A 25,300-nucleotide genomic window follows, 5' to 3' on the forward strand; every position below is an offset into this window, starting at 1 on the left:
CCGTAGGCTTTGCCCATGGGTGCCGTGAAGACCAAGCGCATGCCGCGGGCGGTCCGGGAGCAGCAGATGCTGGACGCCGCCGTGCGGATCTTCGGGCAGCGCGGCTACATGGCCGCGTCGATGGACGAGATCGCCGAACTCGCCGGTGTCTCCAAGCCGTTGGTGTATCTGTACCTCAACTCCAAGGACGACCTGTTCACGGCGTGCATCCGCCGTGAGGCACAGGCGCTCACCGAGGCGGTCCGCAGCGGCGTCCGCCCGGGCCTGCCTGCCGACCGCCAGCTCTGGGACGGGCTCCAGGCGTTCTTCGCGCACACCGCCGAACACCCCGACGGCTGGTCCGTGCTGCATCTGCAGGCGCGAACGCACGGCGAGCGGTTCGCCTCCGAGGTCGCCGCCATGCGCACCGAGATCGTGGCGTTCGTGACCCAGCTCATCGTGGTCGCCGCCCGCGAGGCGCGCCGCGATCCCGACCTGCCCGAGCGTGAGGTGGCGGGGCTGGCCGAGGCCCTGGTCGGCGCCGCCGAGTCCCTCGCCGCCTGGGCGAACCTCACTCCCGGTGTCACCGCGCGAGAGGCGGCGACGACCCTGATGAACTTCGCCTGGGCCGGCCTCGGCGACCTGATGGGCGGCCGCCCGTGGGTGCCGCCGGCCGCGAACTAGAGCGGCAGCACCCGTCCCTCGACGTGCACCCGCTCCGGGCCCCGCAGCTCGAACCGTCCGGCGTCGTCCGCCGCGTACGCCACCGTGCCGGGCAGCAGCACCGGCGCCCGGAACTCCGCTGCCACCCGCGCGCGTTCGGGCACCCCGTGGGCGGCCAGGCACCGGGCCGCGGTCCACATGCCGTGCGCGACGGCCCGGGGGAACCCGAAGAGCCGGGCGGTGAGCGGGTGGAGGTGGATGGGATTGCGGTCCCCCGAGGCGGCCCCGTACCGGCGCCCGACATCGGCGGCGATCCGCCACTCGGCGGCCGTGGGCAGCGGCACCCGCTCCTTTCGGGCGGCCTCCGTCGACCGCGCGCTCCGGTGCCGCGCCAGATAGCCGCTGCGCGACCGCCACACGAGGCTCTCCCCGTTCCGTACCTCGGTGACGACGGCCGCCTCGGTCCCCCGCCGGTGCGGCGTCAGCCCGGCGACATGGACGGAGAGCTCGTACGCCGCGTCGGCCGGCATCACCGCGTACCGGGTGATCTCGACGGAGGTGTGCACGAGCCCCAGCAGGGGCAGCGGGAACTCGCGCTCGCTCATCAGCCGCATGGCCAGCGGGAATCCGAGGACGTGCGGATAGGTGACGGGCAGCCCGTCGTCACCGGTGGCGAATCCGCAGACGCGCTCGTAGGCGGCGAGCCTGCCGAGGTCGGCGCGGACGGCCGGGAGCACGAACCGGGCGCGGGGGAAGGAGGCGCCGGCGGCCGGCCTCTTGAAGGGCGAACGCAGCGCGCCCCGCGCGAGCAGGGGTCCGAGAGCGGGCGGGCCGCCGAGGACGATCTCCGTCATGTGCGGCCCCCGCATCGTCCTATTGCTGACCCTGGAGTAAGGTTACCGGAGGTAAGTCTATGTCACAGGGGGCAAGGTCCGGAAGTGGGGCCAAACGTGAGAGACCCTCACGTAACCTCCGGGATTGCACAGGCCCGGCCCCGGACCATCCCCGAAACCCCACACCCCCGCCACAGCGGCCCCGTACGATCTCCAGACCTAACCGCCGGTAACCCCCTGCCCGGGCCCGGCGCCGGTGAACGCCTCGCCGCACGAGGCACGTACGTGATGCAGCAAGCAGTTCACCGCTGCACGCCCGAGGAGCCGCCCCGTGTCCACTTCGTCTTTCCAGCACGCCGCGCGGGTCTCCCCGGGCGTCGCGATCCAGGCCACGGACTACGACGGGCAGCCGATCCTGATCGAGCCCCTCGTGCAGCGGCTGGACGGAGTGGTGCGGGAGGCCTCCGTACCGCCGTTCGCGCCGCCCGTGCGGCACGGCTCACTCGCCGACCTGCCATTCGACAACGCGGAGGCCGGCCCCGGCACGATCGTGCTCAGCCGCAAGCCGGCGACGGGCGGGGGCCGTTGGGAGCAGGTGACCGCCGCCGAGTTCGCCGCGCAGGTGCTGGCGGTGGCCAAAGGCCTGATCGCGGAAGGGCTGATGCCGGGCGACCGGATCGCCATCATGGCCCGGACGACGTACGAGTGGACGCTGCTCGACTTCGGCGCCTGGGCGGCGGGCCTGGTGACCGTCCCGGTCTACCCGACCTCGTCGGTCTTCCAGACCCGCTGGATCCTGCACGACTCGGGCGCGGTCGCCCTGGTCACCGAGAGCTCCGCACAGGCCGCCGCGCTCGGCCCCGAACTGGACCGGCTGCCCGATCTGCGCCACCTGTGGGTGATGGAGAAGGGGCACGTGGACCGGCTCGCGGAGGCGGGTGCCCACCTCCAGGACGCCGAAGTGGGCGTACGCCGGGGCATGCTGGGTCCCGACACCATCGCCACCCTCATCTACACCTCGGGCACCACCGGCCGCCCCAAGGGCTGCGCCCTCTCGCACGGCAACTTCTTCGCCGAGGTCGACAACGCGATCGAACTCCTCTACCCGATCTTCAAGGCGCGCAGGGACGAGGAGGTCTCCATCCTCCTCTTCCTGCCCATGTCCCACGTCTTCGGGCGGATGGTGGCGATCGCCTGCATCCGCGCCCGGGTCCGGCTCGGCCACGCCCCGAGCCTCAAGGCCGAGGACCTGCTCCCGGACCTGGCCGCCTTCAAGCCGACCTGTCTGCTCACCATCCCCTACATGCTGGAGAAGGTCTTCAACTCCGCCCGGGCGAAGGCGGAGGCGGGCGGCCGGGTCGCGGTCTTCGACCGGGCCACCGGGGTCGCCCAGCGCTACGGCGAGGCCCTGGAGGCCAAGCAGACCGGCACCGGCACCGGCCCCGGCCGCGCCCTGAAGACCGCCCGCGCCTTCTACGACCCGCTGGTCTACCGCCGTATCCGCACCGCCATGGGCGGCCGGGTCCGCCACATCATCTGCGGCGGCTCCCCGCTGGGCCGCCGCCTCGCCGCGTTCTACGCCGGCGCCGGCATCGAGATCTACGAGGGCTACGGCCTGACCGAGACCACCGCCGCCTCCACGGTCACCCCGCCGCTCAAACCCCGGCTGGGCACGGTCGGCTGGCCGATGCCCGGCACCAAGGTCCGGATCGCCTCCGACGGCGAGATCCTGCTCGCCGGCGACCACGTGCTGCGCGGCTACTGGGACCCGCAGGCCGGCGGGGTCGTCCCGGCGACCCGGGACGGCTGGCTGGCCACCGGCGACATCGGCGAACTCGACGACGAGGGCTACCTCACCATCACCGGCCGCAAGAAGGAGATGCTGATCACGGCCGGCGGCAAGTCGGTGGCCCCCGCCCCGCTGGAGAACTGGCTCCGCTCCCACCCGCTGATCTCCCAGGTGATGCTGGTCGGCGACGGACTGCCCTACGTCAGCGCGCTGATCACCCTCGACCGGGACGGCCTGACCCACTGGCGCCAGATGAACGGCAAGCACCCCGTCCCGCCGGAACTGCTCCTGGACGACCTGGAGTTGCAGGCGATCCTGCAACGGGCCGTGGACGAGGCCAACAAGCTGGTCTCCCGCCCCGAGTCCATCCGCCGCTTCACGATGCTCCCCGTCGACTTCACCGAGGCGGCCGGACACCTGACGCCCTCCATGAAACTCCGCCGCGAGGCGGTCATGAAGGACTTCGCGACGGAGATCGAGGGCCTCTACGCCAAGGAGAGGTGACCCGGCCCCGCCGAGAGGCCCTACGCGTCGTCGGCCAGGCGCTCCAGCCACTCCGTCAGGAGGTGCCGTTCCGCGGGGCTGAGGGGGGTCCGGTCGGTGAGGCCGGCGCGCAGGGCCCGGGCGGCGCCGGCCGGGCCCGCGGTGCGGACGGCCGGTTTCTCGTCGGTGACGGCCGTGACCATGGCCTCGCGGAGGGTCGTCAGCAGGGCCGGGTCGCGCTCGGACTCCGGCATCGACAGCCAGGTGAGGACGGCGCCCCGGGCCGTGGCGTGGATGACGTTGGCCGCCAGGGTCTCGCCGACCCGGAGCCGGCCGCCGACGGCGAGGCGCCGCACCCGCCCCCGCAGGATCCCGAGCCCGGTCTGGAAGGCGGCGGAGTCGCCGCGCGTGGCGTCGCCGTACATCAGGGAGTAGAGCGCCGGGTTCTCCAGACCGAACTGGACCGCCAGGTCCCAGCCGTCGCGCAGGTCCTGGATCGGGTCCTCGGGGTCCGGGACGACACGCTTGCTCGCGAGGAACGTGGCGAAGCCGTACTCGGCCACCGCGTCCAGCAGTCCCTCCTTGTCGCCGAAGAGCCGGTAGAGGGCCGGGGGCTGCAGACCCGCCGCGACGGCGACCGCCCGCGTGGTGACGGCGTCCCGCCCGTCGCGCTCCAGCAGCCCGATCGCGGCGTCGATGACGCGCTGCCGGGTGTCCGAGGGGGTCCTGTCAGGTGATCCGGAGGCCATGGGATCAACGATATCGCGTACTTGATTCCACCGTTAATATCAGTGCTACGCTAAAACCGTTTCCATCGATAACACCTCTTGGGGGAGCACCGTGATCATCGTGACCGGAGCCACCGGGCAGCTCGGCGGCCAGATCGTGGAGCGGCTGCTGGACCGCGTACCGGCCGAGCGGGTGGGCGTCAGCGTCCGCGACCCGCACAAGGCCCGGTCCCTCGCGGACCGGGGAGTGCGGGTGCGCCAGGGCAGCTTCACCGAGCCGGCCGGGCTGGCGCACGCCTTCGAGGGCGCGTCCCAGATCCTGATCGTCTCCGTCGACCGGATGGGTGAGGAGACCGTACGGCAGCACCGCACCGCGGTCGACGCGGCCGTCGCGGCAGGCGCCCGCCGTATCGTCTACACCGCCCAGATGGGCGCGAGCCCCACCTCCCGTTTCCAGGCCTGCCGCGACCACGCGGCCACGGAGGAGGCCCTGGCCGCCTCGGGCGTCGCCTGGACCTCCCTCCGCAACGGCTTCCACGCGGCCAGTGGGCTTCACTTCCTCGCCCAGGGCCTGGAGTCCGGGGAGGTCGCGCTGCCCGCCGACGGCCCGTTCTGCTGGACGGCCCACGCGGACCTGGCGGAGGCGGCCGCCGTGATCCTCGCCGACGAGGGCCGCTTCGAGGGTCCGACGCCCCCGCTCACCGCACCCGAGGCGCTGACCTTCGCCGACCTGACCGCCGTCGCGGCCGAACTCACCGGCCGCACCCTCACCAGGACCACCGTGTCCGACGACGGCTTCCGCGCCCACCTGGTGGCCGGCGGCCTCCCGGCCGAGACCGCCGGCCAGCTCCTGAGCATCTTCACCGCGGCCCGCGAGAACGAGTTCGCGACCCCCGACCCGGCCCTGGCGAAGCTGCTCGGCCGCGAACCGCTGACCATGCGGGAGCTGCTGAGGGAACGGCTCCACGGCGGGTGAGGTGCCGCCGTCCGCGCCGCCCGCTTCGCCGTGGAGCTCTCAGGGGAAACCTTCCCCCGGCGTTCCTCGGGGAAAAGGGCAGGAGCCCCGTCGCCGGAAGGCGCGGGGCTCCTTGGGTACTGCACTCAGTCTGAGATCAGACTCTGGGGTGTCTGGATCGGTGAGATCAGACGGGGGTGACGTTCTCCGCCTGCGGGCCCTTCGGACCCTGCGTGACGTCGAAGCTCACCTGCTGGTTCTCCTCGAGCGAGCGGAAGCCGCTCGCGTTGATCGCGGAGTAGTGAACGAAGACGTCCGGGCCGCCGCCCTCCTGGGCAATGAAGCCAAAGCCCTTTTCGGCGTTGAACCACTTAACGGTTCCGGTAGCCATAAGCCCTCCTTGGGCTCAAAAGGGTCGCCCTGCTCCAGAACCTGCAAGTGTGAAAACAAACTAAGTGCCGCACAACTGCATACGTCTGAAAACGACGAGAGCCCGCGGTTACATGCTCCGCAGGCTCTGTACTGCAAGGGAAACCAAACTGCAACTTGCGGCGAGCCTAGCATGTGGGCAGCCGAAAGCAACAGAGGCCAAGATCACGTCACCCGGACGTTTGAACGGCCTCGCAAATGGGTTGACGTCAGGGGCGGTCTCAGCACCGTACCTCATGGGGTCTACTGTCGCGATGTGGACAATTCTCGCACCCGGCCGCGCGTCGGCCACATCCAGTTCCTGAACTGCCTGCCCCTCTACTGGGGGCTCGCGAGAACCGGCACCCTCCTCGACTTCGAGCTGACCAAGGACACCCCTGAGAAGCTCAGCGAGCAGTTGGTGCGCGGCGACCTCGACATCGGGCCCATCACCCTCGTCGAGTTCCTGCGCAACGCCGGCGACCTGGTCGCCTTCCCGGACATCGCCGTCGGCTGCGACGGCCCGGTGATGTCCTGCGTGATCGTCTCGCAGGTCCCGCTGGACCAGCTGGACGGCCGCCGGGTAGCCCTCGGCTCGACCTCGCGCACCTCGGTCCGGCTGGCCCAGCTCCTGCTCGCCGACCGCTACGGCGTCCAGCCCGACTACTACACCTGCCCGCCCGATCTCAGCCTGATGATGCAGGAGGCGGAGGCGGCGGTGCTGATCGGCGACGCGGCGCTGCGCGCCAACCTGCTGGACGCCCCCCAGTACGGCCTCCAGGTGCACGACCTCGGCGCGCTGTGGAAGGAGTGGACGGGCCTGCCGTTCGTCTTCGCCGTCTGGGCGGCACGCCGGGACTACCTGGAGCGCGAGCCGCACCTCACCCGCGAGGTCCACGGCGCCTTCCTGGACTCCCGCAACCTCTCCCTGGAGGAGGTCGCCAAGGTCGCCGAACAGGCCGCCCGCTGGGAGGCCTTCGACGAGGCGACCCTGGCCCAGTACTTCACCACCCTCGACTTCAGCTTCGGCCCGCCGCAGCTGGCCGCCGTCGCGGAGTTCGCCCGCCGGGTCGGACCGACGACCGGATTCGCGGCGGATGTGAAGGTCGATCTGCTTCAGGCCTGACAGGCAATAGGCTGCTGCCCGGACTGACTGGGGGGTGGGGACATGCAGCCGCTCGCGGGTGACGAACCTACGGTTGTCGGGCCGTACCGGCTGCTCGGCCGGCTCGGCTCCGGCGGTATGGGCCGCGTCTATCTGGGCCGTTCGGCCGGCGGCCGGAGCGTCGCGGTGAAGATTGTGCATCCGCACTTCGCCCTGGACGAGGAGTTCCGGGCCCGCTTCCGCCGCGAGGTGGCCGCGGCCCGGCGGGTCGGCGGCGCCTGGACGGCACCCGTCCTGGACGCCGACCCGGACGCGCCGGTGCCCTGGGTCGCCACGGCCTACGCGGCGGGCCCCTCGCTCACGGCCGCCGTGACGGACGGCGGCCCGCTGCCCGCGCACACGGTACGGGCGCTGGGCGCGGGCCTCGCCGAGGCGCTCGCCGCCGTGCACGAACTGGGCCTGGTGCACCGGGACGTGAAGCCGTCCAACGTGCTGCTGACCCTCGACGGCCCGCTGCTGATCGACTTCGGCATCGCGCGGGCCACGGACGGCACCGCCTCGCTGACCTCGTCGGGCGTCTCCATCGGCTCCCCGGGATACATGTCACCCGAGCAGATCCTGGGCAAAGGCGTCACGGGCGCCGCGGACGTCTTCTCCTTCGGCGCGGTGCTGGCGTACGCGGCCAACGGCGCACCGCCCTTCCCCGGCGACTCGTCGGCCGCCCTCCTCTACAAGGTCGTCCACGAGGAGCCCGAACTCGGCTCGCTCAGCGGTGAGCTGCGCGAGGTCGCCGAGGCCTGTCTGGTGAAGGAGGCGGGCGCGCGCCCGGCCCCCGGCGAGGTGGCCAGGAGGCTGGCCCCGGACGGGGCGGCGCGGCTGATGGCCGGCGGATGGCTGCCGGGAGGGCTGGTGGAGCGGGTCAGCCGGAGCGCGGTGGAGGTGCTGAACCTGGAGGTCACGGAGGCGGCGGTACCGGCCCTTGGGCCGGCGCAGTTCAGCGCGCCTTCGGTGGATGACACGGCCGCGCCCGCCGCCGACGTTCCCGCGGGTGTCCCGGTGACGGCGGGCGTGTTCGGGCCGCCCCCGGCGGTGCCGCCCGCGGCGGTGCCGGAGCCGCGTGACGCCGTACCCCCGGGGAAGGTCTCGGTGAGCCTCGCCGCGACCGCCGTACCGGCCGGGGAGGGCGGTCGCGGCCGCCGGGTGAGCTGTACGGTCGCGCTCGCGGTGGCCGGGGCGCTGGCCGTGGTGACCGTCGGGGCGGGGTTCCTGCTGAAGCCGTACCTTGGCGACGGCGGCGGCCGGGACAGCGACAACGGCGCGGCCGCCACGCCGCCCTCGAGATCCGCGTCGTCGTCTGCATCGTCGTCCTCGTCGTCCTCTCCGTCGTCCTCTCCGCAGTCCCCGTCGGGCGGCGGGCCGATCCCGGCCGCCTACCTGGGCACCTGGGAGGGCCCGGCCACCGCCCTGGACGGCAACCTGCCCGTCGGCACCTTCCGCGTCACCGTGCAACAGGCCAAGACCGGGGCGGAGCTGGGCCGCCTGCGCCAGACCGACCAGCTGGGCGGGGTCTGTACCGACGTCCTCACCCTGAAGTCGGTCACCGCCGAGAAGCTGGTCGCCACATCGAAGGGCGTCGAGGGCAACCACGACGGCTGCGACCCGGACCCCACCACGGTCTACCTGACCCCCAAGGACGGCGAGCTGGTCTACACCTCGGACAGCTCGGCGGAGGGGAACCCGACGGCGGTCATGACGAAGGCGGGGGACTGAGCCCAGCCCCCCGCCCGACCGCGGTACGGCTACTGCGGGGTGGTCACCGTGACGTGCTCCCCGCTGCCCAGGTGCAGCATGCCCTTGCCGGGGGTGACGGGTCCGCCGACCATGTTGCGGGTCGTCCGGATGCCGATCAGCTCGCCGGAGCCGGACTCCTGCGGGGAGAGCAGGATGCCCCGCCGGGCCTTCTTCGCGTCGACCTGCCAGCCGGAGAATCCGTCGCAGATCTCGTCCTCGTCACCGGCGATGACCACGGCGAGCCCCTCCTCGGCCCCGCTCTCCACGATCCGCTTGAAGACGTCCTCGGCGTCGCAGTCGTCCAGCACCTCGGCGTCGTCGACGAGGACGACGACCGGCTCGGCCGGCGACGCCGACGCGATGACCTCGGTCAGCTCGTCCTCGTCGATGTCCCGCCCGGTGAAGACCTTCAGCACACCTTCCTGGCCCTCGAGTTCACGAAGCGGGGACATCCGGGGCGCGGCGACGACGATCCGGACGCCGTTGGCCAGGTAGGACCGGGCGAAGCCCAACAGGGCTGTGGACCGGCCCGACTTGGCGGGACCGCCGATCACGAAGGCCGGGACACCCTGCGCCAGGTCCGGCCCGAAAGCGGTCAGTTCGTCGCCGCCGACGCCCACCAGGGCCCACAGCGGAGAGGCCGCCGCGGCCGGGTCCCGCATCGCCCAGGCGTCCTCGAAGGAGATCCGGCCGGGCAGCACGTCCACCCGGAACGGGCGCCGGGAACGCGGTACCTGGCCGTCCCGGGCCTGCGCCGCCTCGCCGATCGCGGCGATCGCGGCGGCCTGCCCCTGCCCGGTGGTGTCCTCGGACAGCAGCGCGAACTGGGTCTCGGCGGCGGTCTCGCTGCGGAAGGCGCGGCCGGGCGGGATCTCCTCCGGCACCTTGCGGGAGTTGATGTCCAGCATGGAGAAGTCGGCGCGGTCGGCGAGCCGCAGACCGTACTTGTCCTCGGTCAGCGACGAGATGCGGCCCGCCAGGATCTGCCGGTCACCGGTGAGGACGAGATGGATGCCGACGCTCGCGCCCTCGCGCATCATCACCATGATCTGGTCGGTGAGATCACCGTGGTTCAGCTCGCCGAGGGTCGGCAGCCAGCCCTCCCAGCGGTCCAGGAGCAGCACGACGTGCGGCAGCCGCTCCGCCTCCGGCACGGCTCCCCGCTGCTCGCCGATGTCCGCGAACCCCTTCTCCGCCAGCAGCTCCTGACGGCGGCTCAGTTCGCCGGTGAGACGGGCCATGAGCCGCTCGACGCGCTCGGTCTGGTTACGGCCGACGACCGCACCGCAGTGCGGCAGCCGGGTCAGCGCGTTGAGCGCGCCGTTGCCGCAGTCGATGCCGTACAGGTGGACGTCCGCACAGGAGTTGGTGCGGGCCAGCGACCCCGCGATGGTGCGCAGCACCTGGGAGCGTCCGGTGCGCGGGGCACCGGCGACGATGAGGTGCCCGAAGCTCGCGAAATCGACGGCCACCGCACGGCGGGCCTGGTCGCCGGGCAGGTCCTCGACACCGTACGGGGCGGCGGGCAGCGCGCCCTGCGCCTGCACGGCCGGCACGTCCTCCAGCAGCAGCATGTCGTCGAGCGCGGGCAGCCACGGCGAGTGCTGTGCCGGGATGGCCAGCGCGGTGTTGGCCTCGCGCACGGCGTCCACCAGCACCTTCAGGTCCGTGATCTCGTCGTCCTCCCTGGCCTCGGACTTGGGCTTGCGCAGCGCCGCCCGTCCGAGGTCCTGCCAGGACAGCGCCCCGGCCCAGGGCGCGAGGGTCGCCGGGTCGGCCGCACCGGGCCGCCGTCCGCCGACCCGGCCGGACTGGAACGGAATCAGCGAGGCGTGCCCGAGCCGGACGTACGCCCGTCCCGGGGTGCTCTTCGCGATGTGCCCGGCGTCGGGCGCGTCGATGACGTCGGTCGACTCGCCCGCGTCGGTCACCCGGAGCGCGATCCGGAGGTTGGTGTTGGCGCGGATCTCCGGGGACACCACACCGGAGGGCCGCTGCGTGGCCAGCAGCAGGTGGATCCCGAGGGACCGCCCTCGCTGGGCGATGTTCACCAGACCCGTGACGAAGTCGGGCAGGTCCCGCACCATGGACGCGAACTCGTCGATGACGATGAGGAGCCGGGGGACGGGCGGGTGCGCGGGGTTGCGGCGCACCAGGTCCTGGTAGTCCTCGATGTCCTTGGCGTCGGCCGCGGCGAGGATGTGCTCACGGCGCTTCAGCTCGGCGCCCAGCGACTCCAGCGCCCGCTCCACGAGGTGGGCGTCGAGGTCGGTGACCATGCCCACCGTGTGCGGCAGCTTCACGCAGTCCTTGAACGCCGAACCACCCTTGTAGTCGACGAGCACGAAGGTCATGTTCTCCGGCGTGTTCGCCACCGCCAGCGCGGCCACGATGGTCTGGAGCAGCTCGGACTTGCCGGAACCGGTGGTACCGGCGATCAGTCCGTGCGGTCCGTCGCGCCTGAGGTCGATGCCGAACGGGCCGTCGTACGACTCCCCGATGACCGCCATCGTCGACTGCCCGCCCATCCGCCAGCGCGCGGCTATCGCGTCCCGGGTCGGCGGCTCCAGCTGGAGCACGTCGAGCAGCCGGCTGGCGGCGGGCAGCGCCGAGTCCTCGGCCTCGCCGCTGATGTCCCGCAGCGGGGAGAGCGAGCGGGCGAGCCGGGCGCACCAGGCGGGGGAGACGAAGTCGGGCCGTACGTCACGCTTGCGCAGCGCCCCGCTCTGCTCGACCCGCAACCGCAACCGCAGTTCCTGCGGCGCCTGTTCGGCGCCCTGGTGGCCCTGCTGCGCCTGCGGATGCCAGGCCTGGAACGAGGGGAAGCCGCCGGCCGCCTGCTGCGCCACGGCCGTCGCCGGCGCGGCCTCGGCCGCCACCGGCTCGGCGACGACGACGCCCTGGCACTCGCCCGGCAGGAAACGCTCCTCCTCGTCGAGACAGATGGAGCGCAGGGCCACCCCGGGCCCTTCCTTCAGCAGCCGCACCACACCCGGCATGGACCGCAGCCGCCGCGACCCGTCCCACACGATCACGACGTCCGGATCGGAGAAGGCGGGGCCGTCGGTCTTGCTGCGCCCGCCCTGCTGAAGGGTCTTCTGCCGGCCGTCGAGGAGCTGGGTGAGCTCGCCGACACGGGCGGCGACGGTCTCCGAGTCGGTGCCGATCAGGACGTTCACGTCCTGGCCGCCGCCGGGCCGGGAATGCGGCAGCCAGCGCACCCAGTCCCAGCGGGTGCCGGCGTCGTTGTCGGTGAGGACGTAGAACTGCACGTCCATCGGGCTGTGCAGGACGGCGGTCTGGGCGACGGCCCAACGCCCCAGCGCATGCGCCGCGTCACCCGGCCCGGCGACGCCGACGACCCCGAGGTCGCGCAGCGACAGGGCGACCGGGGCGTCCTCGATGTACCAGCGGACCTTGCGCTTGTGCTCGTCCTGCTCGGGGTCGTCGAGCTCGACCTCGGAGGGCACGCGCCCGGTGCCGAAGCGGATCAGCAGATGGTCGGCGTCGGTCCGCCGCCGTTCCCACAGCCGCGTCCGGGGCCCGGTGCCGTACGTCAGCACGGCGGCGGGGTCGGGCACGGCGGCCCGCCGGTCGCTCCGCTCGGTCTTCAGGGCGTCCTGGGCGTCGTCCTCGATCCGTCCCTTGTGCTCCTTGTACTCCTTGAGCTGCTTGGCATGGGACTTGCGCCCGTGCTTCTTGTCCATGAAGTAGTTGCCGAACAGCATGACCGGGCTCATCACGGCCATGATCAGGTAGTACCAGCGCCCGAACATCATCACCGAGACGACGGCACCCACGAGCGGCAGCAGCGCCATCAGCCAGGGCAGCGGGCGGGCCTCGTAGTCACCGGGCGGGTTCGGGAGCGAGAAGTGCGTCTGGTGCTCGGCGGGGCGCAGCCGCGGGGGCCGGTTGTAGTCGAGCCCGGCGCCGTCGTCGGACCACTTGAGGGCGGCGTTGGGCGGGACGTACCCGGTGATCTCCAACAGGCCGTTGCCGAGGGCCAGTTGGGAGCCGAGGGGCCAGTCGCCCTCGCCGTCGAACTCCTCCCCGTCCAGCCGGGCGCCGTCGCCGTGCGCACGCACCTTGCAGGTACCGTCGATGGCGATGGTGAGGGTGGCGGCGCGGGCGGCCAACTCCGGGTCCTCGACACGGAGATGGGAGGCGGCGCCGGTGCCGATGTCGTACCGCCCGACACCGAGCCGGTGCACGGCGCCGGCCGCGGGACCGCCCGCCACCCGGAACTCCACGATCCCGGTGGGCTCACCGAGCACGCACCCGGACGGGTCGTGCAGGCTGACCACGACACCGTCGCGCAGCGGCGAGCCGACGACGGTGGCGGCGGGGTCGAGGGCGTAGCCGTCGACGTAGGCGAGAGGACCGGTGGCCTGGACGACCGAGGTCCCCCTCGGCGTCCCGATGGGTATGACCTGCGCGACCTCGCCGCTGTCCGGGTAGCCGGGACCGACCTGCCGGGCCAGTTCCCGGGCCACGTCACCGACCGTCGACTCGGGATCGGCGTCGAGCACGACGTCGGCGGTGGCACCGCCGACCGGGTCGACGACGGTCAGACTCAGGCGCACGTTCGTCCTCCTCGCAGGCCCGGCACATTCGGTGTGACCTTAGCCGGAAGGCCTTTCACGGGCGCAACGGGATTGCGTCGGTTCACGATTCCCTCGCACGAGGCCCCTGCGGCCACGTGCCTCCCACCCGTAGGATCTTTGCTCATGGGACGGCCGGGTCAGGACCGGCCGATCCGTCCGAGCAAGCCACGGGGGCGAGCCCTGGGGCGGCCACAACACAACGGGAGGGATGCCGACATGGGCAAGGGCAAAGACACAGACCTTACTTATGCCGAGATGGAGAAGGTCGCCGGCGACCTGATCAAGGACATGCACGAGCTCGAAGACAAGATCAAGAACATCGAGAAGCGTGTCTCGGCACTGGTGGAGGAGGGCTTCACCACCCAGAAGGCCTCGGGAGCGTATGACGACTCCATGAAGGACTTCACCAAGGGCGCGACGAAGACGATCCAGGGCCTGCACGGGCTCTCGGACTTCCTGAAGAAGGCCAAGGAAGCGTACGAGCAGCTGGACGACCAGCTGGCGAAGCAGGCCAAGGGTTAGCAAGGTCCGGCGACCTTGAGCGACCGGGTGCGGCGGAGCACGTCAAGTACTCTGCCGCACCCGGCTGTCAGGCTTCGGCGGTCCGGGTCTCGTCCGGCTGCGGATGACGCATCAGGTAGGTGTGCAGTTCGCTGCCCCACTCCTCGGTCGTCAGCCTCAGCCACGAGCCGTCCCTGAAGCGCAGGAGCAGGCGGTCGGTCTCGAACGCGGGGAGGGGGTCGGCGAGGGTGGCGTCCCCGGCCGGTATCTCCGCGACGACCTGCATGAGTGCGTCCCGGCGGATGGACACGCGTTTGGGCGGGGCGGCCAGCAGGATGCGGTCTCCGGCGAGGGCGACCAGGCGCTGGTGGTGGGAGGAACGGCTGTACCACTGCAGGAGGAAGCGGCCGGCGGCCGCGTTCCAGTCGCCGTCGAAGGTCTTGTCGAGACCGAGTTCGACGATGGCCTCGTCACGCCGCTTCTCGTCGAGCTTTGCGGCGCGGTGGCGCTCCTGGTCCCCGGTGGTCGACAGCATGCGCTTGAGTGCCTCCTCGCCGGCGCCGAGCAGGCTCAGCAGTCTGCCGATGAACAGCAGGGGCGATCCCAGCGTGACGCCGAGCATGCCGAGCGGCCTCATGGACGCGGGACGCAGGGGCCCGGCTCCGGCTGCCCGGTGCGCTTCGGCGGGTGGCTCGGGAATCTCGCCGATCGTGCACCAGGCTGCCGCGTCGGGTGTGACGCCGAGTCGGTCCCGTACGGTGCGGTCGGTGCTCGTGGACAAAAGCGTCCCACCTTCCAAGTCGTCTGCCGAGGGAAGTCTCGCGGCAGTGTCTCATGTCCATGATGGGGGAATTTTTCGATGGCCGACAGAATCAGGTACGACCTCGACATGATCAAGGGGTGCTCACGGACTCTGGGCAAGCTCCACAATGAGTTTGATCAGCATGGGAACCCCGCGGACGATTACGAGGACGAACTGGGTCACGGTGGACTGAAAGACGCCTTCGACGAGTTCAGTACTACGTGGAAGAAGACGCGTAAGACGCTGTCGAAGGAACTGAAGAAGCTCGCCGAGTACACCGGGGCCGCGGCCCAGAAGTACGAAGAGATAGACCATGAGTTGGCCAAGGCAATTGCCGATAACACGGGGAAGGGCAGGAAGTGAGCAGGCGATCCAGCGACTGGCCGCCGCTGTGGGACGAGGATCCCACCCCGGGCGACCCGGACGAAGTCGCCGCCCTCGGGCGGAAGTTGCGGCAGATGGCCGACATGATCGACGAACAGGCGCGGGTCATCAAGGCGTTGTCCTCGGTGGAGGGCTGGGACAGCGACGCCGGCCGAGCCTTCAACGAGATAGCCGACGGTGCCGGAGACCGGCTCAAGAAGGCGTTCGAGCGGTACGACGAGGCGTCCAAGGCGGTGGGCACCAAGGTGGCCGAGGGCGAGTCAAAGGAATTCGCTGGGGAGTTGCACCGGGCCCAGAAGCAGGCCGACAAGGCCTTGGCGGATTACCGGGAGGCCGAGTCCGACCACGATCTCGCCGACCGCGAAGTGAAGAAGTTCACGGACAAGTACCTCGTCAGCCAGATACCCGAGGCCGACAGGCCCGAGTACGAACGCTGGGAGAAGAAGCGCGACGAGGCGCTGCATCGCATCGGACAGGCCCGCAAGGAAGTCAAGGACGCCAGAGACATCTTCGACGACGCCGGGGACCGGGCCGCCCGCCGGATCAAGGATGTGGTCCACCACGACGCGGTGCGCGACCCCGGCGGATTCATGAACTGGCTCGCCGACTGGGCGGACACGTTCTCCAACATCTCGGCGATCCTGTCCGTCCTCGCGGTCGTCTGCGCGTTCATTCCGCCGTTGCAGTTCCTGGTACCCATCTTCGCCACCCTTGCGGTGCTCACCAGCGCGGCGGCACTGGCCGGTCACGCGTACGACATGACAGTGCGCGGTGGGAAGGTCAACTGGCTGAAGCTGGGGACGGACTTCCTCGGAGTCCTTCCGGGCCTCGGGGCCCTCAAGGGGTTCAAGGCCGTGGGCAAACTGAGGGGGCTGGCCAAGCTCAAGGCATTCGGCAAGGCCGGCACCTGGGGCGAGGCCTCTCTTCGAGGGCTGGACGGAATCGGGCACAACTTCCTCAACGGCCTCAGTGTGAGCATGACGAACAAGGTCCTTGCCCAGGGCCTCAAGCTCGGACAGAGGCTCAACGTCGCCGGTCTGCCCGAGAAGTTCGCCCCCATCGGCGGAAAACAGATCACCGCGGTCATCAAGGGGAACGGCCTGGCGAGCGCGCTCCACCGGATGTTCAGCGGCGAGAACGGCGGGACCACTGGTTACCAGGAGCCGGAAACGGCCAGACCGACCCCGACTCCCAGCCCGTCGCCGCAGCCTTCGCCGAAGCCGTTCCATGCGGCTCTCGCCGCGTAGCCGTAGCGGTTTCGAAGCCGATGTACTGAGCGTGAAAAAGAGGGGTGACCCAAGTGAGCGACCCGACCGGCCTCGGCGAAGGGGAATTCGTCGGCCGCAGGGGTACGGATCCTGTCCGGCTGGTCCCGGGTGAGGTGATCGCCGCCGTCCCTGCCGCCAGGGCTCTCGCCGAGAAGTCGGGCAGGGAACTGCGTTTCGACTTCCTGGACGACGGTGCGGTTCTCCGTATGCTGCGGCTTCGGCACGAGGACGAGACCGCGATGTTCAACGCGGGCTTCAAGACGGGTGCCCCTTTGGCGGTGGCAGGTTTCGGTGCCGCGGTGTACGGCGGCGGCGTGGTCCAGTACTGGGAGTCGGACACCGCGCGGCTCGCCTACACGGCCGTGGCCGCCGCCGTCGTACTGACACTGCTCGTCGTGTTCGTACGTACCGCCTTCGCCCACTGGGGTAATCCCGTACGCCAGAATCTCCGTTCCAGGGCGCGGGGTTACCGCGAACTCGCACAACTGGCGCGCAGGCAGGGGGCGGACATTCCCGCCGGCTATCCCCACTACGGCCCGTATCCCTTCGCGGCCACATTCCGTCCCGAAGTGGACGAATCGGAAACCATCGATGGAGAAGGCCTGTCGTGAGCGCCGCAACAGTTGAAGAAGACGTTCAGGGCTCGATCGGCGGGCCGGGCATCGACGTCCGCTGGATCATGCCGAAGGGCTTTTTCGAGATCCCGATGGACGCGGAGACCCTGGACGAGGCCGCCGAGCAGCTCGTCGAGCTGGCGCGCGCCGTGATGCCGGAAGCCACCTTTGAAGTGCAACTGGAGTGGGCGGTCATGGTCGCCGCGCACTACGACTCCTTCGTCGAGGCCGGCATCCAGTACTCCGGCTTCGTGCTGACGGAGGTCGACGGGGAGCGGTGCACGGCGACGGTCACCGTCAGCATGACCGATCTGGACGAGAGGGCCGGTACCCACCCCGTCGGGTTCCTGGGCTCGACGATGCGGCACCTCGGCATGGGTCAGGTCAGCGAGATCGAGCTGCCGTGCGGCCCCGCCGTGTCCTGCATCGGAACCCGGAAGGGGAGTCTGCCCGGCAGCCTCACCGCATCCGGAGCCGACGAGCCGGTGGTGACCTCTTTCATCCAGGTCCAGATACCGCTGAGCAACGGGACGGTGCTGGTTCTGGAGATGGGCACCCCCACACCGCGGGCCTGGGACGTCTTCTCGGCCATGTTCGCGGGTGTCGTGAAGAGCGTCCGCCTGTTCAACGATTCGGGCAAGCCGATGGTGATGTCCGGATGACCGCGGACCCCGACGCGGCGGCACTTCCCAAGGACTACCGGATCCTGGTCCCGCGGGACTGGTTCCGCATCGATCTCACTCAGGATCGCTGGCGTGCCCAGCTGAAGACGTTCGTGGATCACCAGGCCGAGGGCAGGAACGTTCCGGCCGAGCTCAAGCAGGAGGTCTGGGCCACCCTGCGCAACACCGCCGAGGCCGGGGTCAGAACCGGTGCGCTGGAGTTCTTCCTGAGGCCGGAGCTGGAGGGCGGCGGTGTCCTGCCCGCCTCGCTCATCGTCTCCTTGATCCCTCGCCCCGGGGGACTGACCACCCGGGATCTCCAGCAGTCACTGCGGGCGAAGCAGGAGCAGCGCGACTCCGCCGCGGAGGTCTCGACCGTCATCCTCCCCGCGGGGGAGACCGTCCGGGTCCTCGGCCCGGCGACTTTGGACCTGTACGTCCGGATGCCCGGCGGTGTCGGCTATCTGGTCCTGGCGTTCGCGGTGCCGCTCAACGGAGTGGCAGGACCCATGCGCAGACTCTGCGACTCCATCGCGGAGTCGTTGCGGTGGATCACGTGAGGGGCCGCGGGCCCTGCCGGGCGGGTTCGAGAGACCTGAGCGGTGGGCCATCTGGATCTCCCGGACTGGTGTCAGGCGCTGTGAGCCTTACTCAAAGGGGATTCGAAGCTGGTGAGTTCTGCGATGGTGCGGAGGATCGCGTTGTATTGGACGCGCCGTTCCACCGCGGTCGTGCTCAGCGTGAGCACCGCCATGCGCCTGTGGTCCGGATGGGGAAGATAGGCGTGGATCTGGAGCAGCGGCGTCGGCGGGAGACCGGAGTCGGGAGTCGGGATGCGCACGGTCTCGCCCATGGATGCCGGACCGCCGGGCAGGTTTAGGTACTCGACGCGAGTGTGCTGTTCCGCCGTCGCCACCGCTCGTGCGGCGCTCACCGACCGTGGCGCCCAGGCGATGTCCCGCCACGACACGGTGAAGAGCGAGTGCAGCGTTTCCCCGCTGCCTCCCGCGACATCGTCACGGTGGACGCCCAGAGCGCAGTGAACGGTGCCCACCTCACGCAGGGCGCGAAGAAGTTGCTGTCCCGAGGCCAGTTGGGCGATGAACTGCTGTCTGGTGAGGCCGTCTGGGATGGCCTCGACCATGGGAACCAGCACCTGACGCAGGCGATTCGCCTCGGTGGAGTCGGGACCGGCGAGAAGTACGTCGATGGGCAGCTCCGTGAAGCCGCCTGGAGTGGCGAACCAGATTCCCGCGCCGGGGTCGGCAGCCGACTCGTCAATGACGATCTGGAGTGCTGTTTCCATTGTCCTTCCGAGGTTCCATCGGTGGCGGGAGCTCAAAGACGGGCGGGTACGACCCCGGCGCGAAGCCCACGTTCGATGTCCTCGGCCGTGGCGCCCCAGGCCGCGACGCTGTGAAGGCCACCGTCAGCCCCCGTCTGCTGGTGGAGGAAACGGAGGCGGCGTGGTGTCGATCCGTCGGACGTGGGCGCCGCGAGCACTCCCACGAAACGAGGATCGCCGGCGAACCACATCGTGCCGATCTCGGCCTTGAGCTCGGGCGTAGCACGAGGCGCCATACGCCGGCTCCACCAGCCGACCCCCCAGTGCCGGGAGAAAACCATGGGCAGTGCTTCCTCCGGTCGAGCCGGGTTCGGGAGCTCGAACCAGCCGAACTGCCTGCCCGCCACATCCGACCGTTTGGCGAGGCCGTACCTCAGGTCCTGGGACAACTGCCACGGGTACACACGCAGAACTCGCCGCGTCCGGAAGACGGCGGAGATGACGAAGACCTGGAGGAACGCCCTGTAGAAGCTGTACACAAGGAACGGCACTACGACGATCGCGTACCCGGGGCCCAGGAACACCGCGAGAATCGCCAGGAGGGCGAACCACGCCGCGATCCAGGTGACTAGGGCCGCCACATTGATCGCTACTTGCTTGGCCCAGGCGCTCCTGGTCGGAGCGTGATCCCAGGCTGTGGGGTGGTCTGCGGGCGTCATGGGATTCTCTCTTGTCTTCCGGTTCAGAACACGTGCCGTGCGAGGTCGATCAGCGCCCCGCCGTCCAGAATGCTCCGCACGCCGTCGATTCCCGTGCTGCCGTCCTTGGCACCGTCGCTTTCCAGAGCATCGGCAGCGCTGGACACCAGTCCGTAACCGGCGGTCACGACGCCGAGCGAGGCCGAGGTGATCTCCACGATCTCACCGGCACGTGCCGAGTCGCGCGCTCCCCGGACCACGAGATTCAACGCGGGATTTCCGAGGCCAGTGATCGCCTTGGCGTGCGTCACGGTCTCGCTGCCCAACGTCGTCACCACCTTTCCGAGGGTGACTGCTTCCTCGCCCGCACGGAGGGCGTTCACCGTCCCACGGACACCCAGACCCACCGCACCCACACCTGGAACCATTCCGAGGACGTCACCGCCGAGGCTGACGACATTGCCCCAGAAGTCAGCGTCGAACTCGCCAGTGGCGAAGCCGTCCTTGAGGGAAGTGAGCACCTCGGAATCGTTCAGCCGCATCGTGAGGGCGGTCGCGCTCAGCGCCGCCGCAGTGAGGAGGAGTACCGCAGCGGCCACACCGCCAGTTGCCACGAACAGCGCCACCAGACCGATGACACCTGCCGTGAAACTCAGGATGTCCGGCAGGTTCTCGGCGAACCAGTCGCTGAATTCATCCAGCCAGCCCGGTTCGTGCGGTGCCAGCTTGTGCGTGGCGTCGCGAATCTTCCCCGCTCGGTAGCGAGCCTTCTCCTCGTGCTCTTCGGCGAGCTTCTTCGCTCGGCCGATGATCTTGTCGAGTTCGGACTGGGCACTCTCCACACGGGAGTTGGCGTGGGCCAGCGCCATCCGCGCCTGGTCGTGCTCGTTTCCCCGGCTCTTGAGATCTGGGTTGTTCCCCGCTTTCGAGGCGTTGCCCATCGCAGCGTTCAGGGTGTACTGCGCGTCTTTGGCCTCTTGCTCGAGCTTCTTGGCCCGGCGCTGGAACTCCTCCAGTTCGGCCTCCCAGCTGTTCAGCTGGCGGGCAGCCTTGCGAATCGAGTGCGCGGCGTTCTTGAGGTTGAGCGGGAGGGGCCCTCCCTCGATCTGCTCGCGAAAGGCCACCGCGGCGTCGCCCTCCCAGTAACTGCCGTCCATGAGTTTGGTGACGAGACCGTGGGAGTCCTCCAGCACGTTGGCGCAGTTCCCGAGCTTCCGGCACAGATCGTGGACCGTGTCGGAGTCGCCGGGTGTCGGATTGAACCCCAGGTGTGGATAGGCCGGATTGGGGATGGGCGGGGAGGATTTCAGTCCTTGAGGCAGGTCCCCGTCACGAACCGCGGGGGAGTCGGTGTACGGCGGTTGTTCCACGCCGGGTGTGTACGTCACCTCTTCCCCTCTCCGCCGCTGTGCTCGGACTTCTTCAGGGCCTCTTCGAGAGCCTTGTCGACCTCTTCATAGCTCTTCTTGCTTTCCCCGATGATCTTCGCCAGGTCCTCGGTTTGCTTGCCGATCTCCTCAGTCCCGTACTTCCAGTCGTCCTGGAAGTCCTCGCATGCCGAGTCAAGGTCGTCCGTGCCGAGACCTGTGACCGTGGCGTCGGTCAGCGCCTTGCGAAGACCTTTGAGGGAACTGCTCGATCGGTTCAGAAGCTGCATGAAGTGGGCGAGTTCGTCCCCGTCCACGACCAGTCGGTCAGCCATGCGCCGACGTTCCGCCGCGTACAAGCTGCTGGCGCGAGCCCCTCCCGGCCTTCCGGTCCGCGGTGCGGTGTTCCTCGCGATGGCATGAGGGCGGCAACAGGCGGCGGTGCTTCAAGAGTGGACTCCCCCGAGAGTCAGCAGTTCACCAAGAGATGACAACGCTATCCTCAAGGGCTTCGGTTCGCCAACGCGAACTTCGCCACAGGTGGGGGCGCTCGTCAGCCGATCGGGTGCTTCCGAAGGCGGATCGAGTCGATGTCGAACTCCGCCCAAGCCACATTCACGGATCCTGTGAGAAGTCGCCCCGTCAGCGGTTGACGGCCTGGGCTTCCTGGACCCTGATGTCCTGGGTTGATCCGAAGGTGCCGTCTGGCAGGTCGCCGCCCGCGCCCCCGGTCCCGGACCAACTGATCTGCCAGGTGAGGGTCGCTTTGAGGTGATACACCCCGCCCCCGGACGAGCGCAGGTACCTGATCCCGCAGGGTGGGGTCAGATCAGCCTTGCCCTTGGCGTACCCCTCACCGATCGAGCCGTCGGAGTTCAGGGTGCACACGCCGGAAGCCGGATAGGTCTCGGCATCACCGGTACCCGGTTCCAGTTTGAGGGCGACGGGCTTGGCCACGGTCGTCGCCTGGATGTTGAGGCCGCCGGCGTTGAGTGACGCGGTGACCGAGACCTCCCTGAATTCGGCCTGGTCCAGCCAAGCCCAGGTGGGAAGGTTGACCTTGGTGTTGTTCGCAGGGGCGAGCGTCACCTCGGTGTCGGGGAGCCGAATCGCGTCGTAGGCGGCTTCGGCGAGGATCTTCGGGGTGACGGCTTGGGGGACACCGGGGTTGTCGTTGTTCGCCACCCAGAAGGGAAGTTCGCTGCATTCCCAACTTGCGGGATCGTTCAAGCGGTCGGGATTCTGTACCGCGACCCACCAGTTGCCTTCGTCGGCCGCGTCCTCGTTGTAATCCTTGTACTTTCCGTCCTTGTAGATGTCGCGGAACTGACCTACCGAGGCTTTGGCGTAATTGGCCTGGCCGGGGGTGTTGATCGTCTCCGTGTACATCGCCTCGACGTAGTTCCTGAACTCCGCGACCGAGCGAGGTTCGTACCAGCAGGCCGGCGGAGTCCAGTCGCTGACCGGCTGTACGGCGCCGCCGCTGCCGTTGGCGCGGACCGACCCGGAATAGGTCACCTTGGAGATCAGTGTGCCGGCACTGGAGCTGCCACTCTGCTTCGTGTTGCCCTGCGATCCTTCACTCGGCGGCCAGGTCGCGGATGCTGTTCCCGGGACGGTGAGAACAAGGACGCCTGAGAGAAGCCCTGCCGCGATGTTTCGGCGGGCAGACGTCACTGTGTGCACGACTTGCTGCCCCTCTCCGAGGTGAGCTTGGTCGTCTGCCATACCCCTTGCTTGTTCTTTTCAAGACGTGTCGTGTAGATGACGTAAGAATCGTCATTCACTTCGGTCTTGAGGATCTTGCCCGACTTGCGCACCTTCGCGAAGGCCTTGCTCTGGTCCTCGCAGTAGACGACGCCCGCCGACGACGAGTCGAAAACGTCGATCCTGGCGTTGTAGTAGCGGTTCGTGCCGGTGATCGAATACCCGTCCTTCGCGATGGACTGGACCCAGTCCTTGGCGTCGGCCAGCGCGCCACCGCGGTAATAGAAACCGAGCGCGGCCAGGCCGGGATCGCCCTGCGCGATGGCGTAGTTGGTCGCGTCGACCCGCCGGGCCACATCATCAAGGACCGCGTCCTTGGTCGTGTCCCCGGTCTTCCAGCTGTCGAAGGTGTCGGTCAGATCAGTCGGGAGTGTGATCTTGGGCCTCTCGGCCCCTGGGCTCGTGCCCGGCGAGGCCGACGTCTTCGTGTCACCCCTGTCGGCGCCGGCGATCTTGTCGTTGCCTTTCGAACCACCGCCCCCACCGCCGCAGGCCGTGAGCAGCAGGCCTGCGGCGGCGACAAGTGCGGCAGTGACGGGCAAAGCGCGGCGCTTCACTGTGGGCTCCCCGTGAGAACGAAGTTCGGCAAGGGTGCAGACGCTATCCGTGGAGTTCTCGGTTCGCCAGCGCGAACCTGTGACACCGGACGGAAAACCCCTGTCAAGTGTCTCAACCGTGCGGGTCTGTGTCCGGATCGTGTCCTCGCGTGCAGTGGTGAGAGTGGTCGTCGTTGCTCTACCCCTACTTGGCGCTCCCTTTGCGGTCCGTTGGTTGTGGCCCCCGAAACGCTCGACACACAGTGACCGTGGTCCTCCGCGTCTCGTGGGGCGGCCGGGCAGGCAGGTGTTCACGGGGGTAGTGGTGGCGGAGCACGTCAAGGTGTCCACGACGGAGTTGCGGGAGATCAGCCGCTCCGTCGCGAAGTTGAAGGCCAACTTCGAACACGCGAAGGATCTCGTCGACTCGTACGGTTCCGAGATCGGGTCCGGCGAGGTGGCCGGTGCGCTGGACGACTTCGCCGACGACTGGAAGAAGAAGCGCAAGCAGCTCTGTGAGGGGCTGGAGTTCCTCGGGAAGACCGCGGGCGAGGCGGCCAAGGCCTACGACGGGATCGACCAGCATCTCGCCGACGCGCTGCTCAAGGCGCAGCAGCCGGGGGAGAAGTGAGCGACGACTTCTCCGGTGTCGACTGGCAGACGGCCCGCTACGACGACAGGGAGTTCACGCCCGGGGATCCGTACGAGGTCGCCCGGCTCGGCAAGCGGATCTCCGACACCGCCAAGCTCATCGAGGAGCAGGCCGGCAAGCTGAACAACCTCGTCGACGGGAACGGGTGGGACTCCGACGCGGGGCGGGAGTTCACCAAGAAGACGGGCGACACCGTCAAGCTGCTCGGTCAGTCGCACCAGCGGTACGCGGCGGCGGGTGCTGCTCTCGGATCCTCCGTGCCGTACGAGCCCATCGCCGATCAGGTGCGGGAGAACTGGGCCACTGCTCTCAACCACGCCCAGAACCGGGTGCGCGCCGCGCTGCGGAAGGCTGCTGCTGCCGATGCCGACAGCAGCAACTACCAGAAGCAGATCGACCAGCATCCGTCGAGTGGCGACAGCCATCCCGACAAGCAGAAGCTGAAGCGGCAGAAGGAGGCCTCGGACGGGGATCTGGACGCCGCGAAGCGGGAGATCCGGGCCGCGCTCGACTACCGGGACACCCAGGCCGGGTACGCCGCCAAGGCGATACGGGACGCCATCGACCACGATGGTCTGAAAGACCCCAAGCACCACTGGTGGGACAACTGGAAGGACTGGGTCGCCACCATCGGCCACTGGGCGGGAGCGATCGCCGGGGTGCTCTGCCTGCTGGCTCTGGTACTGAGCTGGGTCCCCATCCTCGGCGAGGTGCTCGGGGCACTGGCCCTGATCGCCTCCGTGGTCGCGCTTGTCTGCGACACCGTCTCCGCGCTGGACGGCAAGGGCACCTGGCTGGACGTCGCCATCGACGTGGTCGGCGTGCTGTCCTTCGGCGCCGGCCGGGTTCTCGGGACGACCTTCAAAGAGGCGGCCACCGCCGCGCGAGGATCGTCGGCGCTCAGGGAGTTCCTGAACCTGCGGGGACTGGGCGTGGGCGAGAAACTGGCCGGCGAAATCGCCCAGGCCAACTCGGGAGTCAAGGCGGGCAAGATCGCCGAGGCCCTGGCGAAGGGACCGGACAGCGTCCTGCCCAGGATGAAGTCGATCGTCAAGGAGTCCGTCAACTTCAAGGCGTACTTCAGCGACATCCGCACGGCCGTCGCCGAGCGTGGCGCCGAGGACTCGATCCTCACCAAGGACCTGCCCAAGTGGAGCGGTCTCTCCGACTCGGTCTTCAAGGGCAAGGCATGGTCGGCCGGTGGCCTGTACGCGGCGAGCCAGGTGCTGCCGCTGGGCGCGGGCATCGTGAACCTGGCGCCCTCGGCGGGCTGGGAGCCGACCTCCGTCGAACGCAACCAGTTCGACGGGCTCAAGCACACGGCTCCCCTCGGGTCGAGCGGCATTCCCTTCTACAACTGGAACTGGAAGGTCGCCGGCGGCTGAGGCTGTCAGCGGTATCGGATCACGGCGAGGCCCGCAGGGGT

General features: G+C 69.4%; 24 protein-coding genes. 13 read left to right on the plus strand and 11 right to left on the minus strand.

Annotation, left to right across the window (positions count from 1 at the left end):
- The first annotated feature begins 15 nt into the window (after positions 1-15).
- A complete protein-coding gene (locus tag ACZ4O3_RS32315; protein ID WP_467725602.1) occupies positions 16-663 on the plus strand; it encodes a TetR/AcrR family transcriptional regulator in 648 nt (215 codons plus the stop codon).
- On the opposite strand, the gene ACZ4O3_RS32320 is transcribed toward ACZ4O3_RS32315, so the two are convergent.
- Positions 660-1,496, minus strand: coding sequence for a MaoC/PaaZ C-terminal domain-containing protein (locus tag ACZ4O3_RS32320; RefSeq protein WP_467725604.1), 837 nt, complete (start codon positions 1,494-1,496; stop codon positions 660-662). The two genes, ACZ4O3_RS32315 and ACZ4O3_RS32320, sit on opposite strands and share 4 nt — an antisense overlap.
- A gap of 361 nt (positions 1,497-1,857) precedes the next feature.
- On the opposite strand from ACZ4O3_RS32320, the gene ACZ4O3_RS32325 reads away from it, so the two are divergent.
- Positions 1,858-3,768 (plus strand): AMP-dependent synthetase/ligase, encoded by a 1,911-nt coding sequence (locus ACZ4O3_RS32325; protein ID WP_467725698.1) that lies wholly within the window; start codon positions 1,858-1,860, stop codon positions 3,766-3,768.
- Between the two features lie 20 nt (positions 3,769-3,788).
- On the opposite strand, the gene ACZ4O3_RS32330 is transcribed toward ACZ4O3_RS32325, so the two are convergent.
- Positions 3,789-4,496: a TetR/AcrR family transcriptional regulator gene (locus tag ACZ4O3_RS32330; protein ID WP_467725606.1), complete on the minus strand. Its 708-nt coding sequence runs from the start codon at positions 4,494-4,496 to the stop codon at positions 3,789-3,791.
- A gap of 91 nt (positions 4,497-4,587) precedes the next feature.
- Here ACZ4O3_RS32330 and ACZ4O3_RS32335 point away from each other — a divergent pair, with 91 nt between their 5' ends.
- The gene (locus ACZ4O3_RS32335) at positions 4,588-5,451 is read left to right on the plus strand and encodes an NAD(P)H-binding protein (RefSeq protein WP_362728978.1); all 864 of its coding nucleotides are present in this window, start codon (positions 4,588-4,590) and stop codon (positions 5,449-5,451) included.
- 166 nt (positions 5,452-5,617) lie between these two features.
- Here the strand turns inward: ACZ4O3_RS32335 and ACZ4O3_RS32340 are convergent, their stop codons facing one another.
- On the minus strand, positions 5,618-5,821 hold the full coding sequence (locus tag ACZ4O3_RS32340) for a cold-shock protein (protein WP_003992177.1): 204 nt from the start codon (positions 5,819-5,821) through the stop codon (positions 5,618-5,620).
- 294 nt (positions 5,822-6,115) lie between these two features.
- On the opposite strand from ACZ4O3_RS32340, the gene ACZ4O3_RS32345 reads away from it, so the two are divergent.
- Both ACZ4O3_RS32345 and ACZ4O3_RS32350 read left to right on the plus strand, forming a co-directional pair.
- Positions 6,116-6,964: a menaquinone biosynthetic enzyme MqnA/MqnD family protein gene (locus tag ACZ4O3_RS32345; RefSeq protein WP_362728980.1), complete on the plus strand. Its 849-nt coding sequence runs from the start codon at positions 6,116-6,118 to the stop codon at positions 6,962-6,964.
- 42 nt (positions 6,965-7,006) lie between these two features.
- Complete coding sequence (locus ACZ4O3_RS32350) at positions 7,007-8,713, plus strand: serine/threonine-protein kinase (RefSeq protein ID WP_467725608.1); 1,707 nt, start codon at positions 7,007-7,009, stop codon at positions 8,711-8,713.
- Positions 8,714-8,742: 29 nt separating this feature from the next.
- On the opposite strand, the gene ACZ4O3_RS32355 is transcribed toward ACZ4O3_RS32350, so the two are convergent.
- On the minus strand, positions 8,743-13,317 hold the full coding sequence (locus ACZ4O3_RS32355) for an FtsK/SpoIIIE domain-containing protein (RefSeq protein WP_467725610.1): 4,575 nt from the start codon (positions 13,315-13,317) through the stop codon (positions 8,743-8,745).
- Between the two features lie 237 nt (positions 13,318-13,554).
- On the opposite strand from ACZ4O3_RS32355, the gene ACZ4O3_RS32360 reads away from it, so the two are divergent.
- Positions 13,555-13,860: a WXG100 family type VII secretion target gene (locus tag ACZ4O3_RS32360; protein WP_351317920.1), complete on the plus strand. Its 306-nt coding sequence runs from the start codon at positions 13,555-13,557 to the stop codon at positions 13,858-13,860.
- A 67-nt stretch (positions 13,861-13,927) separates the two neighbouring features.
- Here the strand turns inward: ACZ4O3_RS32360 and ACZ4O3_RS32365 are convergent, their stop codons facing one another.
- A complete protein-coding gene (locus ACZ4O3_RS32365; protein WP_362716255.1) occupies positions 13,928-14,620 on the minus strand; it encodes a hypothetical protein in 693 nt (230 codons plus the stop codon).
- 78 nt (positions 14,621-14,698) lie between these two features.
- Here ACZ4O3_RS32365 and ACZ4O3_RS32370 point away from each other — a divergent pair, with 78 nt between their 5' ends.
- Genes ACZ4O3_RS32370 through ACZ4O3_RS32390 form a run of 5 tightly spaced genes read left to right on the plus strand, consistent with a single transcriptional unit; the run spans position 14,699 to position 18,129 of the window.
- On the plus strand, positions 14,699-15,004 hold the full coding sequence (locus tag ACZ4O3_RS32370) for a WXG100 family type VII secretion target (RefSeq protein WP_362716258.1): 306 nt from the start codon (positions 14,699-14,701) through the stop codon (positions 15,002-15,004).
- A complete protein-coding gene (locus tag ACZ4O3_RS32375) occupies positions 15,001-16,272 on the plus strand; it encodes a putative T7SS-secreted protein (RefSeq protein ID WP_362716260.1) in 1,272 nt (423 codons plus the stop codon). Before ACZ4O3_RS32370 ends, ACZ4O3_RS32375 begins: the two co-directional genes overlap by 4 nt.
- A 53-nt stretch (positions 16,273-16,325) precedes the next feature.
- The gene (locus ACZ4O3_RS32380) at positions 16,326-16,904 is read left to right on the plus strand and encodes a hypothetical protein (protein ID WP_362716263.1); all 579 of its coding nucleotides are present in this window, start codon (positions 16,326-16,328) and stop codon (positions 16,902-16,904) included.
- Positions 16,901-17,569 (plus strand): hypothetical protein, encoded by a 669-nt coding sequence (locus tag ACZ4O3_RS32385; RefSeq protein ID WP_362716265.1) that lies wholly within the window; start codon positions 16,901-16,903, stop codon positions 17,567-17,569. The genes ACZ4O3_RS32380 and ACZ4O3_RS32385 overlap by 4 nt, the downstream gene beginning before the upstream one ends.
- Complete coding sequence (locus tag ACZ4O3_RS32390; protein ID WP_467725613.1) at positions 17,566-18,129, plus strand: hypothetical protein; 564 nt, start codon at positions 17,566-17,568, stop codon at positions 18,127-18,129. The genes ACZ4O3_RS32385 and ACZ4O3_RS32390 overlap by 4 nt, the downstream gene beginning before the upstream one ends.
- 71 nt (positions 18,130-18,200) lie before the next feature.
- Here the strand turns inward: ACZ4O3_RS32390 and ACZ4O3_RS32395 are convergent, their stop codons facing one another.
- The 6 genes from ACZ4O3_RS32395 to ACZ4O3_RS32420 all read right to left on the minus strand — a co-directional run bounded on the left by ACZ4O3_RS32395 (position 18,201) and on the right by ACZ4O3_RS32420 (position 23,243).
- Positions 18,201-18,875, minus strand: a complete 675-nt coding sequence (locus tag ACZ4O3_RS32395) for a hypothetical protein (protein ID WP_467725615.1) — start codon at positions 18,873-18,875, stop codon at positions 18,201-18,203.
- Positions 18,876-18,907: 32 nt separating this feature from the next.
- Positions 18,908-19,495: a hypothetical protein gene (locus tag ACZ4O3_RS32400; protein ID WP_467725617.1), complete on the minus strand. Its 588-nt coding sequence runs from the start codon at positions 19,493-19,495 to the stop codon at positions 18,908-18,910.
- Between the two features lie 101 nt (positions 19,496-19,596).
- Positions 19,597-20,922 carry a putative T7SS-secreted protein gene (locus ACZ4O3_RS32405; protein ID WP_467725618.1) on the minus strand — a complete coding sequence of 442 codons (1,326 nt, stop codon included), beginning with the start codon at positions 20,920-20,922 and terminating at the stop codon, positions 19,597-19,599.
- A gap of 14 nt (positions 20,923-20,936) precedes the next feature.
- On the minus strand, positions 20,937-21,254 hold the full coding sequence (locus ACZ4O3_RS32410; RefSeq protein ID WP_362716280.1) for a hypothetical protein: 318 nt from the start codon (positions 21,252-21,254) through the stop codon (positions 20,937-20,939).
- A 307-nt stretch (positions 21,255-21,561) separates the two neighbouring features.
- Complete coding sequence (locus ACZ4O3_RS32415; RefSeq protein WP_467725620.1) at positions 21,562-22,605, minus strand: hypothetical protein; 1,044 nt, start codon at positions 22,603-22,605, stop codon at positions 21,562-21,564.
- Positions 22,593-23,243 carry a hypothetical protein gene (locus tag ACZ4O3_RS32420; RefSeq protein WP_467725621.1) on the minus strand — a complete coding sequence of 217 codons (651 nt, stop codon included), beginning with the start codon at positions 23,241-23,243 and terminating at the stop codon, positions 22,593-22,595. The genes ACZ4O3_RS32415 and ACZ4O3_RS32420 overlap by 13 nt, the downstream gene beginning before the upstream one ends.
- A 304-nt stretch (positions 23,244-23,547) precedes the next feature.
- Here ACZ4O3_RS32420 and ACZ4O3_RS32425 point away from each other — a divergent pair, with 304 nt between their 5' ends.
- Complete coding sequence (locus ACZ4O3_RS32425; protein ID WP_362716289.1) at positions 23,548-23,853, plus strand: hypothetical protein; 306 nt, start codon at positions 23,548-23,550, stop codon at positions 23,851-23,853.
- A complete protein-coding gene (locus ACZ4O3_RS32430; RefSeq protein WP_362716291.1) occupies positions 23,850-25,259 on the plus strand; it encodes a hypothetical protein in 1,410 nt (469 codons plus the stop codon). The genes ACZ4O3_RS32425 and ACZ4O3_RS32430 overlap by 4 nt, the downstream gene beginning before the upstream one ends.
- Positions 25,260-25,300 lie beyond the last annotated feature (41 nt).

Source organism: Streptomyces sp. NPDC026515 (genome assembly GCF_055567595.1).